Origin of the sequence: Pseudovibrio denitrificans JCM 12308 (assembly GCF_001310815.1) — a bacterium.
GTDB classification, from domain to species: Bacteria; Pseudomonadota; Alphaproteobacteria; order Rhizobiales; family Stappiaceae; genus Pseudovibrio; species Pseudovibrio denitrificans.
In genome coordinates this window covers 239,290-253,291 of sequence record NZ_BAZK01000004.1, presented here as the reverse complement: position 1 = coordinate 253,291, position 14,002 = coordinate 239,290, and the positions used below count along the sequence as shown (strand labels likewise).

The window sequence follows — 14,002 nt, the reverse complement described above, 5'->3', positions numbered from 1 at the left end:
AAATGGATCTAGAATAAGGAACCTGCCATAGCCCTACCCAATCAACGCCTCACTCTCCCCGTCAAACAGGCACACGCGTTCCATATCAACGGAAAACACCATGCTCTCCCCCGGGTTACATGCGAACAAGGGGGAAACTCTGGCTTTGGCGGGGTGGCCGGATAGGTGGAGGAGGCAGAGGGTGTCGGCGCCGGTGGGTTCGAGGAGTTCAACGTCGCATTCGATCTGTGGGATGTTGGGGGCTGCGAAGGCGTTGTGGGTGATCATTTCGGGGCGTAGGCCGAGGATGACCTTGGTGTTTTCGCGGGGCTCCAGTTGTTTTGAAGCTGGGAGTGGGAGGAAATAGTCTTTGGGCTCACCTTTCAGGACAGCAGGGAGAATGACGCCGAGTTGGTCGTCCTGCTTCACCAAATCTACCTTGACAAAGTTCATGGGCGGTGCGCCGACGAAGCCGGCGACGTACATGTTGGCGGGTTTGCTGTAGATCTCTTGCGGCGTGCCGATCTGCTGGATAATGCCGTCTTTCATGATGGCGATGCGGTCTGCCAGCGTCATGGCCTCGATCTGGTCATGGGTCACATAGACCATGGTGGCCTTGAGGGTCTGGTGGAGCTTCTTGATCTCCGTGCGCATTTCGCCGCGCAGTTTGGCGTCTAAATTGGAGAGCGGCTCGTCAAACAGGAAGATCTTGGGGCGGCGCACCAGGGCGCGACCCATGGCGACGCGTTGGCGTTGGCCGCCTGAAAGTTGCGCTGGTTTGCGGGCAAGCAGATGCTCGATCTGCAGCATGCTGGCCACCTCGCGCACGGCGGCTTTGCGCTCAGCCTTGCTGATCCTGCGCATTTCCAGGCCAAACGCGATGTTGCGTTCCACCGTCATGTTTGGATAGAGCGCATAGCTTTGGAACACCATGGCGATGTCGCGGTTCTTGGGATGGACGTCGTTGACCACTTCCCCATCCAGCCGGATTTCACCGTCCGCGATGGGTTCCAGCCCTGCGATGATGTTGAGCAGTGTGGACTTGCCGCAGCCGGAGGACCCGAGCAGGACGAGAAACTCACCGTCTTTCACATCAAGGGAGATGTCTTTCAGAACTTCTGTTGAGCCAAAGGACTTGGACGCATGTTCGATGGATATGGTCGCCATAAATAAGCCTCTAGCCTTTGACTGCGCCGGCGGTGAGCCCGCGCACGAAGAACCTGCCTGCGATGATGTAAACAACAAGGGTCGGCGCTGCGGCGATGAGGGCGGCGGCCATATCCACGTTGTACTGCTTTACGCTGGTGGTGGAGTTGATGAGATTGTTGAGCGCCACGGTCACCGGCTGCGCTCCGCCGGAGGTGAAGCTGGCGCCGAAGAGGAATTCGTTCCACACCTGCGTGAACTGCCAGATTACCGAGACCACGATGATGGGCACGGAGAGCGGAAGCATGATGTGCCAGAAGATGCGGAAGAACCCTGCCCCGTCCATGGTGGCCGCCCGCACCAGCTCTTGGGGCACGGACACATAATAGTTGCGGAAGAACAGTGTGGTGAAGCTGATGCCGTAGATGGTGTGCACCACAATCAGGCCAGTGATGGAGTTGGCAATGCCCAGAAACCCGAGGGTTTGGGCCATGGGCAGAATGACGATCTGGAACGGGATGAAGCAGCCGAACAGCATCAGGGCGAAGATGATGTTGGCACCGCGGAAACGGAAGAGCGACAGGGCGTAACCGCTCAGGGCACCGATCAGAGTGGAGATCACCACGGATGGCACGGACATGATCACCGAGTTGAGGAAGTATGGCCGTAGACCCTCACAACGCACGCCGATGCAGGCACTGGACCAGGCCTCACGCCAGGCGGTGAAGTTGAGCTCGTGGGGCAAGTCCAGCAGAGCGCCTGCCCGGATTTCAGCGAGATCCTTCAGGGAGGTGGAGAGCACCACGTAGATTGGACCCAGATAGAGCACGGCGGCGGCGAGCAGCAGGGTCCAGATGAAGAGACGGCCAAGCAGGTAGCGTTTGCCGCTGGCGCCGGGGAGTGTTTTGGGGTCAGCCATGGCGCTTTGCCCTCAACTCTGAATAAAGATAGGGCACGATGATCGCGGCCACTGTGGCCAGCATCATCATGGCGGAGGCGGCGCCAAGGCCGATCTGATTGCGGCGGAAGGCCATCTCGTACATGAAGTTGGCGGGCAGCGTCGAAGAATAGCCCGGACCGCCATTTGTCAGCGCCACCACAAGGTCAAAGCTCTTAATGGACAGGTGCGCGAGAATGACGAAAGCCGAGAGAAACACGGGTCGCAGGGACGGCAGGATGATGCCGAAGTAGATGCGGGTGGTGCTGGCGCCATCCAGATGAGCCGCGCGGATAATGTCCTCATCACGGTGCGCAGGGCAGAGAGGAACAGGGCCATCACGAAGCCCGAGGCCTGCCAGACAGCGGCGAGGACCACCACATAGATGGCCATATCCCGGTTGACGATCCAGTCGAACTGAAAGCTCTCCCACCCCAGCTGTTGCATGTAGCTTTCGATGCCGAGGGACGGGTTCAGGATCCATTTCCACGCCGTACCGGTGACGATGAAGCTGATCGCCATGGGGTAGAGATAGATGGTGCGCAACGCCCCTTCGGCGCGGATGCGCTGGTCCAGCAGCACGGCCAGCACGCAGCCGATGGTGATGGCGAACAGGATGTAAAGACTGCCGAAAATCAACAGGTTATGAAAAGCCACGTTCCAGCGGTCCATGGCCAGCAGGCGCACATATTGCTGGATGCCCTGAAAATCGAAGGTGGGCAGCATGCGGGAGTTGGTGAGCGAAATGAAGCCCGTCCACGCGATAAACCCATACACGAAGAACACGATGAGTAAGAATGGCGGACCAACGACCAGCTGCGGCAAATATCGCTGCAGTCTGTCAAGAACAGACATCTGCTTGCGCTGCTGGGGGTTGGACATGGGGCTCTCTTTGCTCAGTGCTGGTTTGGGTGTCAGTGCGTACCCTTTACTCTGACTGCCCTTGGGAAATCAATCTGCTAGGATTACGGTCTCGGCAAGCTTTTCGACAGCTTCCTGTGAAGACATGTTGGTGTTGAAGTGCTCTGTCACCACATCCAGAAAGGCACCGCGTACCGCGCCGGACTGCACAAGCTCGTGGGCGATGGAGCCAACGACGGTGTTGCGGGCTTCATTGAGCACCAGATCCTCGCTGGATTTCATGGCGCATTCGTCAAAGCCTCCAAACTCACCCCCAGTCTGGCAGGAATGGAGCCTTTCAGCAGGTTGAACTCCTTCTGCACATCCTCATCCAGCAACATGGAGGCCATCAGCAGCTGGCCTTTCTGCTGTTCTTCATCAGAGACCTGAAACATGGCGAAGCTGTCGGAGTTGATGATGTAACCGCCGCTGGACGGAGCTGAAACACAGATGAAGTCTTCGCCGTACTTGAGGCCTGCGGTCAGAAATTCCGCCTTGGCCCAGTCGCCCATGATCTGCATGGCCGCCTCACCGCGCATCACCATGGCGGTGGCAAGGTTCCACTCACGGCCCGGAGCGCCGGGGTCCACATAGGTGCTGAGTTTACGCATCTGGTCAAACACCTTGATCATGGTGTCTGAATGCAAGGCTTCCTGATCCAGATCCAGATAGACCTGCTTGTAAAAATCCGCGCCGCCGATGCCCAGCAGTACCACCTCAAACAAGGTTACGTCCTGCCAGGGCTGGCCGCCATGGGCCAGCGGAATGAAGCCAGCGGCCTTGATCTTTTCAGCGGTCTTGTTGAACTCATCCCATGTTTGCGGAGGTGTGACGCCAACCTTGTCGAGCACCTTTGGGTTGGCCCAGATCCAGTCCACCCGGTGAATGTTCAGGGGGACGGCCACATACTCGCCCTGATACTGCACGGTCTCTTTCAGAAGATCCGGCAGCAATGCGTCCCAGTTTTGCTCGTCTGCAACTGTGTTGAGCCTTCCAGCGCGCCAACGGCGGCCCATTCCTTGATGTTCTGGCCTTTGACCTGCGCCACCGAGGGCGGCACTCCGGCCAGCACGCGGGCGCGCAGAACGGCGGCCATGGCATCACCACCACCGCCTGCCACAGGCGCGTCATCCCATACGCCGCCGCGGGCTTCAAAGGCGTGTTTCAGCGACAACGCGGCGCGTGCCTCCCCGCCTGACGTCCAGAAATGCAGAACTTCGGCTGTGGGTGCGGCCTGCGCCGTTATGCTACTGAGTAAAACAGCAAGTGCGACCAAGCTGAGACGCTGGCTGCCCATTACACTCTCCCGATGGATGGTCAGAGGACGCTTCTAGCAAACTCTTTCTTCAATTTATCTCGTATAAACACACAATCCAATGAACTTGCACGTGCAAGACAACCTGACGCATACACATTCCTCTCGCCGCGGCCAAATGTTTTGTTATACAGCACTGGGCCAGAGTGAGCTGGTTGGGATTGAAATGGGTACACCGAGGTATGATGCTCTCGAACAAAACACTGCTGATTGTTGACGATGATGAGGAAATCGCCAGCCTGACGGCAGACTTCCTGAAAGATCGTGGGTACACCGTGTTCACCGCAAACTCGGCGGAAGAAGCCATGGAGCTTCTGGACACCAACCACATTGATCTGATGGTTCTGGACATCATGCTGCCGGGAGAAAACGGGCTGACCTTGTGCCAGCGCGTGCGTCAGACCTCCAAGATGCCAATCATCATCATCTCCGCCATTACCGGTGATACAGAACGCATTGTCGGGCTGGAGCTGGGTGCAGATGACTATCTGGAAAAGCCGTTTAACCCCAGAGAGTTGCAGGCCCGTATCTTTGCCATTTTTCGCCGCACGGAAGACGTTGAAACAGCAGCAGCGCCCAAAGCGCAGCGCTTTGAGTTCAGCGGCTGGAAGCTGGATGAAGCAACCCGCCACCTGACAGCGCCGGACGGTGTGCTGGTGCATCTCAGCTCTTCCGAGTTTGATGCTCTGCTGACTTTTGTGAAGTCACCGCAAAAGCCGATCTCCCGCGATACGCTGGGTCGCGTGCTGCGCGGTGCCAAGGTGAATTCCCATGATCGCAGCATCGATATTCTGATCAGCCGCCTACGCAAAAAGCTGGCTCAGACTGATCCAAACACCGACTTCATCACCACAGTGCGCCATCAGGGCTATCTGTTTTCTCAAAGCGTAACGCGAGTGTAATGTGAGAGCACCGGAAAGAGCGTGGCCGTGTCAGGACTGATCCTGAGCATCCTTCCCAGATCACTTGAACGCCGTATGGTTGTGGTTCTCATCACCGCGGTGCTGTCGATCTTTGTGGTTCTGGGGCTCACGCTCAATGCCTACAACAACAGAGAGCTGGCGCTCGCCAACTCCTTTGAGGCCGGTGCTGAACTGAGCCAATACGTTCGCTCGTCTTTGCTGGGAAGCTCCGCACCAGCGCCCTTTGCAGGCACCTATCTGCAGGTGGTTGAAGCTGGCAAACCAGCGCTTTCTGGCGATGCCTCTTCTCTTCCTTTTATCATTGAGGAGGACAGACTCAGACTCGCAGCTGAATTGGTGTTTGCAGGCAACTTGCCACGGGCAGATCTGATCACACACGACCAATCCAATCCAACCTATCAGCTTGATAATCTGGGCGCTTTTGCGCAGGCTGTCACACGGCAGGATAAGGCTGTTCAGCTCTACCTGACCTTACCGGATGGACAAGGCAATCGCCTGATCACATTCCCGAAACTGTGGCAGGACCGGATGACAGAACCGGTGCTCTTCATCATCGCGGCTCTTTGCATCACGCTGGTGTTTGTTCTGGCCCGCAGCCTCGTGCATTACACTGCTGCTCCTTTCCGGTCTCTCGCCAAGTATGAGCGCGCAGAGCTGAAACCGTGGGATACGGAGGAAGCCGTCGCCCTGCAGGATACGCTTGTACGAGAGCAGGAGGCCCGGGCGCAGCTGCTGGAAGAGCAAAAGCGCATGCTGGCCTCCATCAGCCATGACCTGCGCACACCCGCCACCCGTTTGCGCCTGCGGCTGGAGCAGATTGAGTCCACCTCCCTGCGCAATCGCATGCTGCATGATGTAGAGGAGATGACCCGCCTTATCGCAGCTTCCCTTGATTTTCTGCGGTTCAACGCGCTGCTGGAAGAGCCTCAGCAGCTCTCCCTCGCCGCACTGCTTCAATCGCTTTGTGATGATTACATGGACACGGGCAACGATGTTGTCTTCGTGCCGCAACGCCACAAGATGACAGACCAGAGCCGCAACATTTTCGGCGGTGGCGGCGAGGTTGAGCTGGAAGTGGAAGGCCGCGCCGTCATGAATGGCCAGCCCACGGCGTTGCGCCGCGCCTTCAGCAATCTCATTGATAACGCGCTCAAATATGGCGGTGCGGCCACGGTTGAAATGCAGAACCTTGAGAATGATCAGTTGCTTGTTTCCATCAGCGATCCCGGCCCCGGCATCCCACCTCATCTGCATGAGAAGGTGTTTGAGCCGTTCTTCCGCAATGACAGTGTGGAACGCACACGCTCTTCCAGTGTTGGCCTCGGCCTGTCCATCGTCAAGCAGATCATCAACGCCCATGGCGGAGAGATCAGCCTTGGCGAAACGGCAGAAGGCAAGTTCTGCATCTTCGTAAAACTGCCCCGCGAACTTTAAAGAATCACGCCCTGCGTAGTTTTCCTCATCCCACCCTTCATTTTGGGGAAAGATCTGCAAAAACAACCTGTAATGTAACAAGTTGAAACATCAGGTTTGCCGAGTGACCAGTTTCATGATTTCCCTAGGACATCATTTAGAAATCCGCCTTTAAAAGCGGAGGGTGCTCTCACTGCATTTGGGCAGTGGGGCCGGACTATAATGGAGTACAGGATGAAAGCGCTATTCATTGGCCAGTCCTACATCGACGTAACCTTTTTGTCAGAGACCATGCCGGAAGGCGACGAAAAGGCGATCGCGCAGGATTATGCAGTCAGCTTCGGCGGCAACGCCGTCACCGCAGCTTTTGTTTGTGCCAAGCTGGGCATCGCGCCAGACCTGTTGTGCTCCATGGCAGACGACTGGCTCTCCCGCATGTTCCGCGATATGGCCGCGAAATACTCCATTCCGATCCATAGCTGTAAGGTGAAAGAAAGCTCTCTCTCCTTCATCATGCCGAAAGATGGCAAGCGCGCGATTGTCCGTTGTCGTGACAACGACTTCCTGCATCCGTTCCCGGATCTCAACCTTGCAGGCTGTCAGGCCCTGCACGTGGATGGCCACATCCCACACGCTGCTCTGCACTACGCCAAACTGTGCCGCAAGCACGGCATTCTGACCTCTCTGGACGGCGGTGCGGTTCGCGAGAACACCGAGGAACTGCTCGATTACATCGATGTGGCGATTGTTTCTGAACTGTTCTGTGAGCAGCTTGGCAAGTCACCTGAAGACACGCTGGAATACCTGCGCGCCAAAGGCGTGAAGGTGGGCGGTGTGACTCAGGGCGAGCAAGGTCTGCTGTGGTACGAAGACAAATGCCCGATCAAACGCCAGCCAGCGTTGAAGGTGCCAAAGAGCCGAGTCATCGACACCAACGGTGCGGGTGATACCTTCCACGGCGCATACGTTTACGCGTATCTGGCTGATCCAAAAGGCAGCTGGGAAGATCACTTCAAAACCGCCCGCGCAGCTTCTGCGCACGCCATTCAGTTCCTCGGCAACGAAGCATCTTTGCCAACGGTTCTGGATCTGGACAACGTGCAAAAGAACTTCCCTGCAGGCGATGAGTAATATGAGCGCTGATCAACCTGTAAAGACGGCGCTGGTGGGCTTTGGCGTTTCCGGCCAAAGCTTCCACGCCCCGCTGCTGACTTTCGTTGACGGGATCGAGCTGGCTGCCGTTGTTTCCAGCAAACCGGATCTCGTGAAGAGCAAACTGCCGGACTGCACACCCTACACCTCTTTTGAAGAGGTGTTAGAGCAGCCGGAGATCGAGCTTGTCGTTCTTAGCCTGCCCAACACGCTGCACTACGATCATGCCAAAAAGGCGTTGCTCGCTGGCAAGCATGTGGTGGTTGAAAAGCCATTCACTATCACCAGTGCAGAAGCCAAAGAGCTGATTGAGATTGCAGAGCAGAAAGATCTGAAGCTCTCCGTCTATCACAATCGCCGCTTCGACTGTGATTTCCTGACACTGCAGGACCTGATGGAAACAGGCCGCCTCGGCAAAGTGCACTCTTACTTGTGCAACTACAATCGCTACCGCCCGGACATCAAAGGCCGCTGGCGCGAGCAAGATATCCCCGGTGCAGGCATTCTGTATGATCTGGGTGCCCATGGCATCGATCAGGCGCTCTGCCTGTTTGGCACGCCAAAGTCGGTTCAGGCGAAACTGCGTGTTCAGCGCAAAGATGCAGCGGCGGTGGATCACTTCCACCTTGTGCTCGGCTATGACGACTGTGACGTCATCCTGCACGGCAACTGCCTCAGCACAGAGCAAGGCCCCCGCTTTCAGGTGAGCGGGGATAAAGCCACCTACATCACCTATGGCATGGATCCACAAGAGGACATGCTGAAGGCCGGTGGCGGACCAGCTCGTTCTGACTGGGGTGTTGAAGCGGAAGACGACTGGGGCACCCTTTATGATGAAGCTGGTGAAGGTAAACCTGTACCAAGCCAGAAAGGTGGCTATGAGCGCTTCTACGCTGGTATGCGGGATGCGATCCGCCACGGTACCGCAGTACCCGTCTCCCCTCACGATGCCATGCAGACCATCCGCATCATTGAGGCCGCTTATCTGAGCGACAAAGAGACCAGAACAGTCTTCCTTTGATTTTGAGATCTGACCTGTGGCAGCCATGTGCTGCCGCCGGTTCCTTCCCTCAGTGTTCAGAACATAAGCGCGCAACGAAACGTGCTTTGAACGCAAATTTCACATAGCAACGCACGAAAAAACGGTGACCCAAATCCGGTGCTCTGAAGACGTCTTCAGGTGCGGATGTAGTCGGTTTCTGTCTGTTACAATCTGATTTTGGGCAGTTTGCGGGCAAAGCAGCGTGAAAAACTTGGTCTGTAATGTATCAAACTGTTGTTACAAACCTGTTGCAAATGCGTAAGGGTACGCTCTGACCTGCATGTAATTACAAGATATATATTAGTATAGAACTCAAACTAATCTTTCTTACAGATCTAATAGATTAGCCCTGAGTTTTATAAGTAAGTCATTCTCTATGTAATGAGAAATATTTCCCTTTGTAACAATTCGTAACACCTCGTAACACTAGTCTTTTTACGTATTGTTGCGCGGCCTCGCCCAAATGATCCTCGCGTAAAAATCGCCTCTTGTCCCTTCAAGACTTAGTGAAAGCTTAAGAAGGCGCGCATTCACCTAATATAATCGGGAGATAAAACGGTGAAGGATCCAAAAAACAAATTTTCCATCAATTTGCCTTTGAAGGGCATTGTTCAGGCTGTCACCGACCTGCCCGATCCGGTGTTTGCCGAAAAGATGATGGGTGATGGCGTTGCCATCGACCCGATCGACAATGTTCTTTACGCCCCGTTTGCTGGTCAGATAACTCAAATTCATAATTCACATCATGCAGTTACGTTGCAGCAAGGTGACGTTGAACTGCTGATGCACATCGGCCTCGACACTGTCGCTCTGAAAGGCCGTGGCTTCGAACTGCACGTCGCTGAGGGAGATCAGGTCGAGCAAGGTCAGCCACTTATCACCTTCGACGCCGACGTCATCGCCCGCGAATGTGTTTCCGTCCAGTCCGCAGTTGTTATCACCAGCGGTCAGGAAATCACCCCAGTTACTCCCCTTGGCAGCGTCCAGACAGACCTTAATCAGGTCGTCTTCACCGTCCCAAGCAGCAACGATCCTCAAGGCACATTCGCCCCTGTGCAGGACACTGCCGTAGAGCCAACCGGCCCTGCGATCACCGGCTCCATCAAGATCCCAAATGCCACCGGCTTGCATGCCCGTCCAGCTGCTCGCCTGGCTGTTGAAGTGCGCAAAGCCGATGCAAAAGTGACCTTCACCGTCAACGGCAAAACCTGCAGCGGTTCCTCAGTCACCGGCATCATGTCCCTGAAAACAAAGCTGGGTGATACGCTGGAAATCGAAGCTGTTGGACCGGATGCACAACAGGTTGTGGCTGATGTTATCGCCGCTGTGAAGGCAGGTCTTGGCGAAGAAATCACCAGCTTCTCTGAAGCCCCACAGCAAGAGGTTGAGGAAGAAGCGCCGCTGCTTCAGGTTAAGTCTGGCGAAGAAGGCGTTCTCATTGGCTTCACCGCATCACCGGGCCGCGCCATCGGCAAATTAGTCAAGCACAACAAAGCTCTACCGGAAGTCACCCGCGAAAGCATCGGCGCTGCTGAAGAGCGTGCAGCCTTCAAAGCTTCCGTTAAATCTTCCATCGCAGACCTGCAAAGCATCATTGATCGCCTGACCAAGAACGGTCAGGAAGAGCTGGCAGAAGTCTTCAACGCTCACATCGAGTTACTCTCCGATCCGGAACTCTCCGAAAAGCCATTGGCCGACATCGCCAAGGGTCAGGGCGCAGCCTGGAGCTGGAAGCTGGCCTATGAGGCACAAGCAGAAACCCTCGCCAAGATGGACGACCCTCTGCTGGCAGGCCGCGCTGCCGACGTGCGCGACATTGGCCTGCGCGTTTTGAAGAAGCTGCTCGGCGTAGATGATGGCGGCGAAATCCTCGAAGAAGGTACGATCCTCCTTCAGGAAGACATCACACCATCCGAAATCGTTGCACTGGACCTGACCAAGATCGTCGGCCTGTGCACCACTCACGCGGCTCTTCCTCTCACGCAGCTATCATCGCGCGCTCCAACGATCTGCCTTATCTTGTCAACGTTGAAGACGCCATGAAGGATCTGGAAGACGGCACCGTTCTGCTTCTGGATGCCAAACGCGGCAAAATCAAAGTTGCCCCGACAGATGCCGAGCAAGCGGCTTTCACCAAGAAGATCGAAAATGCTGCGAAACAGGCTGAAGAATACCAGCGTGACGCGCACAAACCAGCGATCACCAAAGACGGTTTTCAGGTCGAGATCGCAGCCAACATCGGTAGCGTAGAAGACGCCGAAAAGGCTGTTGCAGCCGGTGCTGAAGCCGTTGGCCTGCTGCGTTCCGAGTTCCTCTATATGGAGCGTCTCAACGAACCAACCGAAGAAGAGCAAGCCGAAAAAGTTGGCGCAATTCTTGAGGTTATGGGCAAAGAGCGCCCTGTCATCATCCGCACACTGGATGTGGGCGGCGACAAGCCTCTGCCATACCTGCCAATGCCGCATGAAGAAAACCCGTTCCTTGGTGTACGCGGTGTGCGCATTGGCATCGAGCGCCCAAGTATCCTGCGCCGTCAGATCCGCGCGATCCTCTCTCAGGCACACAAGGGCCACGCCCGCATCATGTACCCGATGATCAGCGCCCTGGACGAGCTGCGTGCCGTCAACGCGCTGGTGCGTGAAGAGCAGAAAAACCTTGGTGTTGAACACGTTGAAGTTGGCATCATGATCGAAGTGCCATCCGCCGCCCTCATGGCCGACAAGCTGGCACAGGAAGTCGACTTCTTCTCCATCGGCACCAACGACCTCACCCAATACGTCATGGCCATCGACCGTGGCCACCCAGGCCTCGCAGCCCGTGCAGATGCCCTGCACCCAGCCGTTCTGCGCATGATCGAGCTCACCGTTAGAGCCGCAGAAGACGCAGGCAAATGGGTCGGCGTATGTGGCGGCCTCGCCAGTCAGATCGAAGCCGTGCCGATCCTCATCGGCCTCGGTGTCAAAGAACTCTCCGTCAGCGTACCTGCTCTGCCGGAAGTGAAACACACAGTTCGCACTGTATCCATGGAGGAGTCCCGCAAGCTCGCACAAGCGGCTTTGGACTGCGCGGATACCAGTGATGTGAAAGATCTCCTCAAGTCACACCAGTGATGCAGGAGTAAATGTGGGAGTTGGCGTTCCAGATGGGAATGCCTAACAAAATCAGGGGGCATGGCGTGTTCGCACACCATGCAACTCTGGGGGAAAAACAATGAGTACATTCTCAAACGCATTTGGTGCCTTACAAAAGGTTGGTAAGGCCCTGATGCTGCCAGTGTCGGTTCTTCCAGCTGCTGGTATCCTTCTCGCGTCGGCGCTGCTGACCTGCCGTTCATTCCGGAATTCATCAACCATCTGATGGCGCAGGCTGGTGGTTCGATCTTCGGCAACCTGCCAATCATCTTTGCAGTTGCTGTTGCACTCGGCTTTGCGAAAAACGATGGTGTAGCCGGCCTTGCTGCTGTGGTTGGCTACGGTGTCCTTCTGGCAACAATGGGCGTTGTTGCAGAAACACTTGCCATCGAAACCAAGCCGATCCTCGGCATTACTTCCATCGATACCGGCGTGTTCGGCGGCATCCTCGTGGGCGCACTTGCTGCGTTCATGTTCAACAAGTTCTTCCGTATCAAGTTACCGGATTATCTCGGTTTCTTCGCTGGTAAGCGCTTTGTTCCGATCATCACAGCATTCGCCTGTATTTTCCTCGGCGTTATCCTGTCCTTCGTCTGGCCTCCAATCGGTGGTGCGATCAACGCGTTCTCCCGTTGGGCAGCTGAAGAAAACCCAGAAGTTGCGTTCTTCATCTATGGTGTGATTGAACGTGCGCTGATCCCATTCGGCCTGCACCACATCTGGAACGTTCCATTCTTCTTCGAAGCTGGTTCCTACATCGATCCGGCAACCGGTCAGGCTGTCACCGGCGAAATCCAGCGCTACCTTGCTGGTGATCCAACTGCTGGTAACATGGCTGGTGGCTACCTCTTCAAAATGTGGGGTCTGCCTGCGGCTGCATTGGCAATCTGGCACTGCGCGAAGCCTGAAAACCGCACCATGGTTGGCGGTATCATGATCTCCGCAGCGCTGACCTCCTTCCTTACAGGTATCACTGAGCCAATCGAATTTGCGTTCCTGTTCGTTGCGCCAGTTCTTTACATTGCACACGCAATTCTGGCAGGTGTTGGCTACTCTCTGATGATCATGCTCGGCATCAAGCACGGCATGACCTTCTCACACGGCTTCATCGACTACGTTCTGCTCTACCCACTGTCCTCCAACGGCTGGATGCTGGTCGTGTTTGGTCTGGGTTATGCGGCTCTGTACTACGCTGTGTTCCGTGTTCTCATTGTAGCTCTGAACCTGAAAACACCTGGCCGTGAAACTGCAACTGAAGCATCTGCTGCTGTTGCCTCCGGTGATGAAGACGCCATGTCCGCAGCGCTTGTGAAAGCCTTTGGCGGTGCAGACAACATCACTAACCTGGACGCATGCATCACCCGCCTGCGCGTCAGCACGGCTGATGTTTCCAAGGTTGACGATGCGGCTCTGAAAGCCCTCGGCGCCCGCGGTGTGATCCGCGTTGGCAACGGTGCACAGGCGATCTTCGGCACTGCCTCTGAGAACCTGAAAACCGACATGGAGATCTACCTGCAAGGTGGCGGTGCTTCCGCAAAACCAGCAGCAGAACAAACTCTCGATGCAGCCGCGATCTTTAGTCAGCTTGGCGGCAAGGATAACGTGGTAGCTGTTGAAGCTGTGGCAAACACCCGCGTGCGCGTTGAACTGCGTGACATCGCTGGTGTGTCCATGCCGGATCTGTCCCAGGCAGGTGTTCAGGTCATGAAAGCCGGAGACAAAGCGCTCCACCTCATCGTTGGCGAAAAGTACACCACCCTCGCCAAGGATCTCTCTGCTCAGATCTAACTGGCAGAGACCCAAGGTGCCTTTGGAGGTTTACCCTCCTCCCGAACCTTCAGAGGCACCGCCACCAAAAGCAGCACTCCCCGCCCGGCGAGTGCTGCTTTTTTACATTCCAATGTAGTAATCGACTGTTGTTCATTTCGCAGCAGAGAAGCGAACATAAAAATCAGATGTATCGAGCAGAAAGCAAATCATCTGGGCAATTAAGCTAATAAGCTAACTTCTGATCATTAAGTATGTTCAGGTACGAACTTCGATATGCCACTCTTGGCTTATCGA

Annotated in this window: 13 protein-coding genes and 1 pseudogene; 8 read left to right on the top strand and 6 right to left on the bottom strand. The window is 55.8% G+C overall.

The features are described 5' to 3' along the window. Positions 1-33 precede the first annotated feature (33 nt). The 6 genes and pseudogenes from JCM12308_RS06560 to JCM12308_RS29185 all read right to left on the bottom strand — a co-directional run bounded on the left by JCM12308_RS06560 (position 34) and on the right by JCM12308_RS29185 (position 4,136). Positions 34-1,146: an ABC transporter ATP-binding protein gene (locus JCM12308_RS06560; RefSeq protein ID WP_054783210.1), complete on the bottom strand. Its 1,113-nt coding sequence runs from the start codon at positions 1,144-1,146 to the stop codon at positions 34-36. A gap of 10 nt (positions 1,147-1,156) precedes the next feature. Next, on the bottom strand, positions 1,157-2,044 hold the full coding sequence (locus JCM12308_RS06555; protein ID WP_054783209.1) for a carbohydrate ABC transporter permease: 888 nt from the start codon (positions 2,042-2,044) through the stop codon (positions 1,157-1,159). After that, positions 2,037-2,917 (bottom strand): annotated as a pseudogene (locus JCM12308_RS06550) (carbohydrate ABC transporter permease). The gene JCM12308_RS06555 and the pseudogene JCM12308_RS06550 overlap by 8 nt, the downstream one beginning before the upstream one ends. Before the next feature lie 96 nt (positions 2,918-3,013). Beyond that, positions 3,014-3,205 (bottom strand): hypothetical protein, encoded by a 192-nt coding sequence (locus JCM12308_RS29195; RefSeq protein ID WP_208978310.1) that lies wholly within the window; start codon positions 3,203-3,205, stop codon positions 3,014-3,016. After that, the gene (locus tag JCM12308_RS29190) at positions 3,202-3,915 is read right to left on the bottom strand and encodes an ABC transporter substrate-binding protein (protein WP_208978309.1); all 714 of its coding nucleotides are present in this window, start codon (positions 3,913-3,915) and stop codon (positions 3,202-3,204) included. The genes JCM12308_RS29195 and JCM12308_RS29190 overlap by 4 nt, the downstream gene beginning before the upstream one ends. Next, positions 3,897-4,136 (bottom strand): hypothetical protein, encoded by a 240-nt coding sequence (locus JCM12308_RS29185; RefSeq protein ID WP_208978308.1) that lies wholly within the window; start codon positions 4,134-4,136, stop codon positions 3,897-3,899. Before JCM12308_RS29185 ends, JCM12308_RS29190 begins: the two co-directional genes overlap by 19 nt. 326 nt (positions 4,137-4,462) lie before the next feature. On the opposite strand from JCM12308_RS29185, the gene JCM12308_RS06540 reads away from it, so the two are divergent. From JCM12308_RS06540 to ptsG, 8 genes are all read left to right on the top strand, one after another. Next, on the top strand, positions 4,463-5,179 hold the full coding sequence (locus JCM12308_RS06540) for a response regulator (RefSeq protein WP_208608766.1): 717 nt from the start codon (positions 4,463-4,465) through the stop codon (positions 5,177-5,179). 27 nt (positions 5,180-5,206) lie between these two features. Continuing rightward, complete coding sequence (locus tag JCM12308_RS06535) at positions 5,207-6,634, top strand: sensor histidine kinase (RefSeq protein ID WP_054783297.1); 1,428 nt, start codon at positions 5,207-5,209, stop codon at positions 6,632-6,634. A 213-nt stretch (positions 6,635-6,847) separates the two neighbouring features. After that, a complete protein-coding gene (locus tag JCM12308_RS06530) occupies positions 6,848-7,744 on the top strand; it encodes a sugar kinase (RefSeq protein ID WP_054783207.1) in 897 nt (298 codons plus the stop codon). A 1-nt stretch (position 7,745) separates the two neighbouring features. Then, positions 7,746-8,786: an oxidoreductase gene (locus JCM12308_RS06525; protein WP_054783206.1), complete on the top strand. Its 1,041-nt coding sequence runs from the start codon at positions 7,746-7,748 to the stop codon at positions 8,784-8,786. A gap of 579 nt (positions 8,787-9,365) precedes the next feature. Next, the gene (locus JCM12308_RS29180; protein ID WP_208978307.1) at positions 9,366-10,850 is read left to right on the top strand and encodes a glucose PTS transporter subunit IIA; all 1,485 of its coding nucleotides are present in this window, start codon (positions 9,366-9,368) and stop codon (positions 10,848-10,850) included. Beyond that, positions 10,760-11,917, top strand: coding sequence for a phosphoenolpyruvate--protein phosphotransferase (gene ptsP, locus JCM12308_RS29175; RefSeq protein ID WP_208978306.1), 1,158 nt, complete (start codon positions 10,760-10,762; stop codon positions 11,915-11,917). The genes JCM12308_RS29180 and ptsP overlap by 91 nt, the downstream gene beginning before the upstream one ends. A 100-nt stretch (positions 11,918-12,017) precedes the next feature. Continuing rightward, on the top strand, positions 12,018-12,164 hold the full coding sequence (locus JCM12308_RS29170; RefSeq protein WP_208978305.1) for a hypothetical protein: 147 nt from the start codon (positions 12,018-12,020) through the stop codon (positions 12,162-12,164). Further along, positions 12,164-13,726 carry a PTS glucose transporter subunit IIBC gene (ptsG, locus tag JCM12308_RS06515; protein WP_208978304.1) on the top strand — a complete coding sequence of 521 codons (1,563 nt, stop codon included), beginning with the start codon at positions 12,164-12,166 and terminating at the stop codon, positions 13,724-13,726. The genes JCM12308_RS29170 and ptsG overlap by 1 nt, the downstream gene beginning before the upstream one ends. The last annotated feature ends 276 nt before the right edge of the window (positions 13,727-14,002 follow it).

Bases quoted from the DNA above. Each gene is read 5' to 3' on its own strand.
- JCM12308_RS06530 (WP_054783207.1), top strand. From the start codon at position 6,848: ATGAAAGCGCTATTCATTGGCCAGTCCTACATCGACGTAACCTTTTTG.
- JCM12308_RS06540 (WP_208608766.1), top strand. From the start codon at position 4,463: ATGCTCTCGAACAAAACACTGCTGATTGTTGACGATGATGAGGAAATC.
- JCM12308_RS06560 (WP_054783210.1), bottom strand. From the start codon at position 1,146: ATGGCGACCATATCCATCGAACATGCGTCCAAGTCCTTTGGCTCAACA.
- JCM12308_RS06555 (WP_054783209.1), bottom strand. From the start codon at position 2,044: ATGGCTGACCCCAAAACACTCCCCGGCGCCAGCGGCAAACGCTACCTG.
- JCM12308_RS29170 (WP_208978305.1), top strand. From the start codon at position 12,018: ATGAGTACATTCTCAAACGCATTTGGTGCCTTACAAAAGGTTGGTAAG.
- ptsG (WP_208978304.1), top strand. From the start codon at position 12,164: ATGGCGCAGGCTGGTGGTTCGATCTTCGGCAACCTGCCAATCATCTTT.
- JCM12308_RS29195 (WP_208978310.1), bottom strand. From the start codon at position 3,205: ATGAAATCCAGCGAGGATCTGGTGCTCAATGAAGCCCGCAACACCGTC.
- JCM12308_RS06525 (WP_054783206.1), top strand. From the start codon at position 7,746: ATGAGCGCTGATCAACCTGTAAAGACGGCGCTGGTGGGCTTTGGCGTT.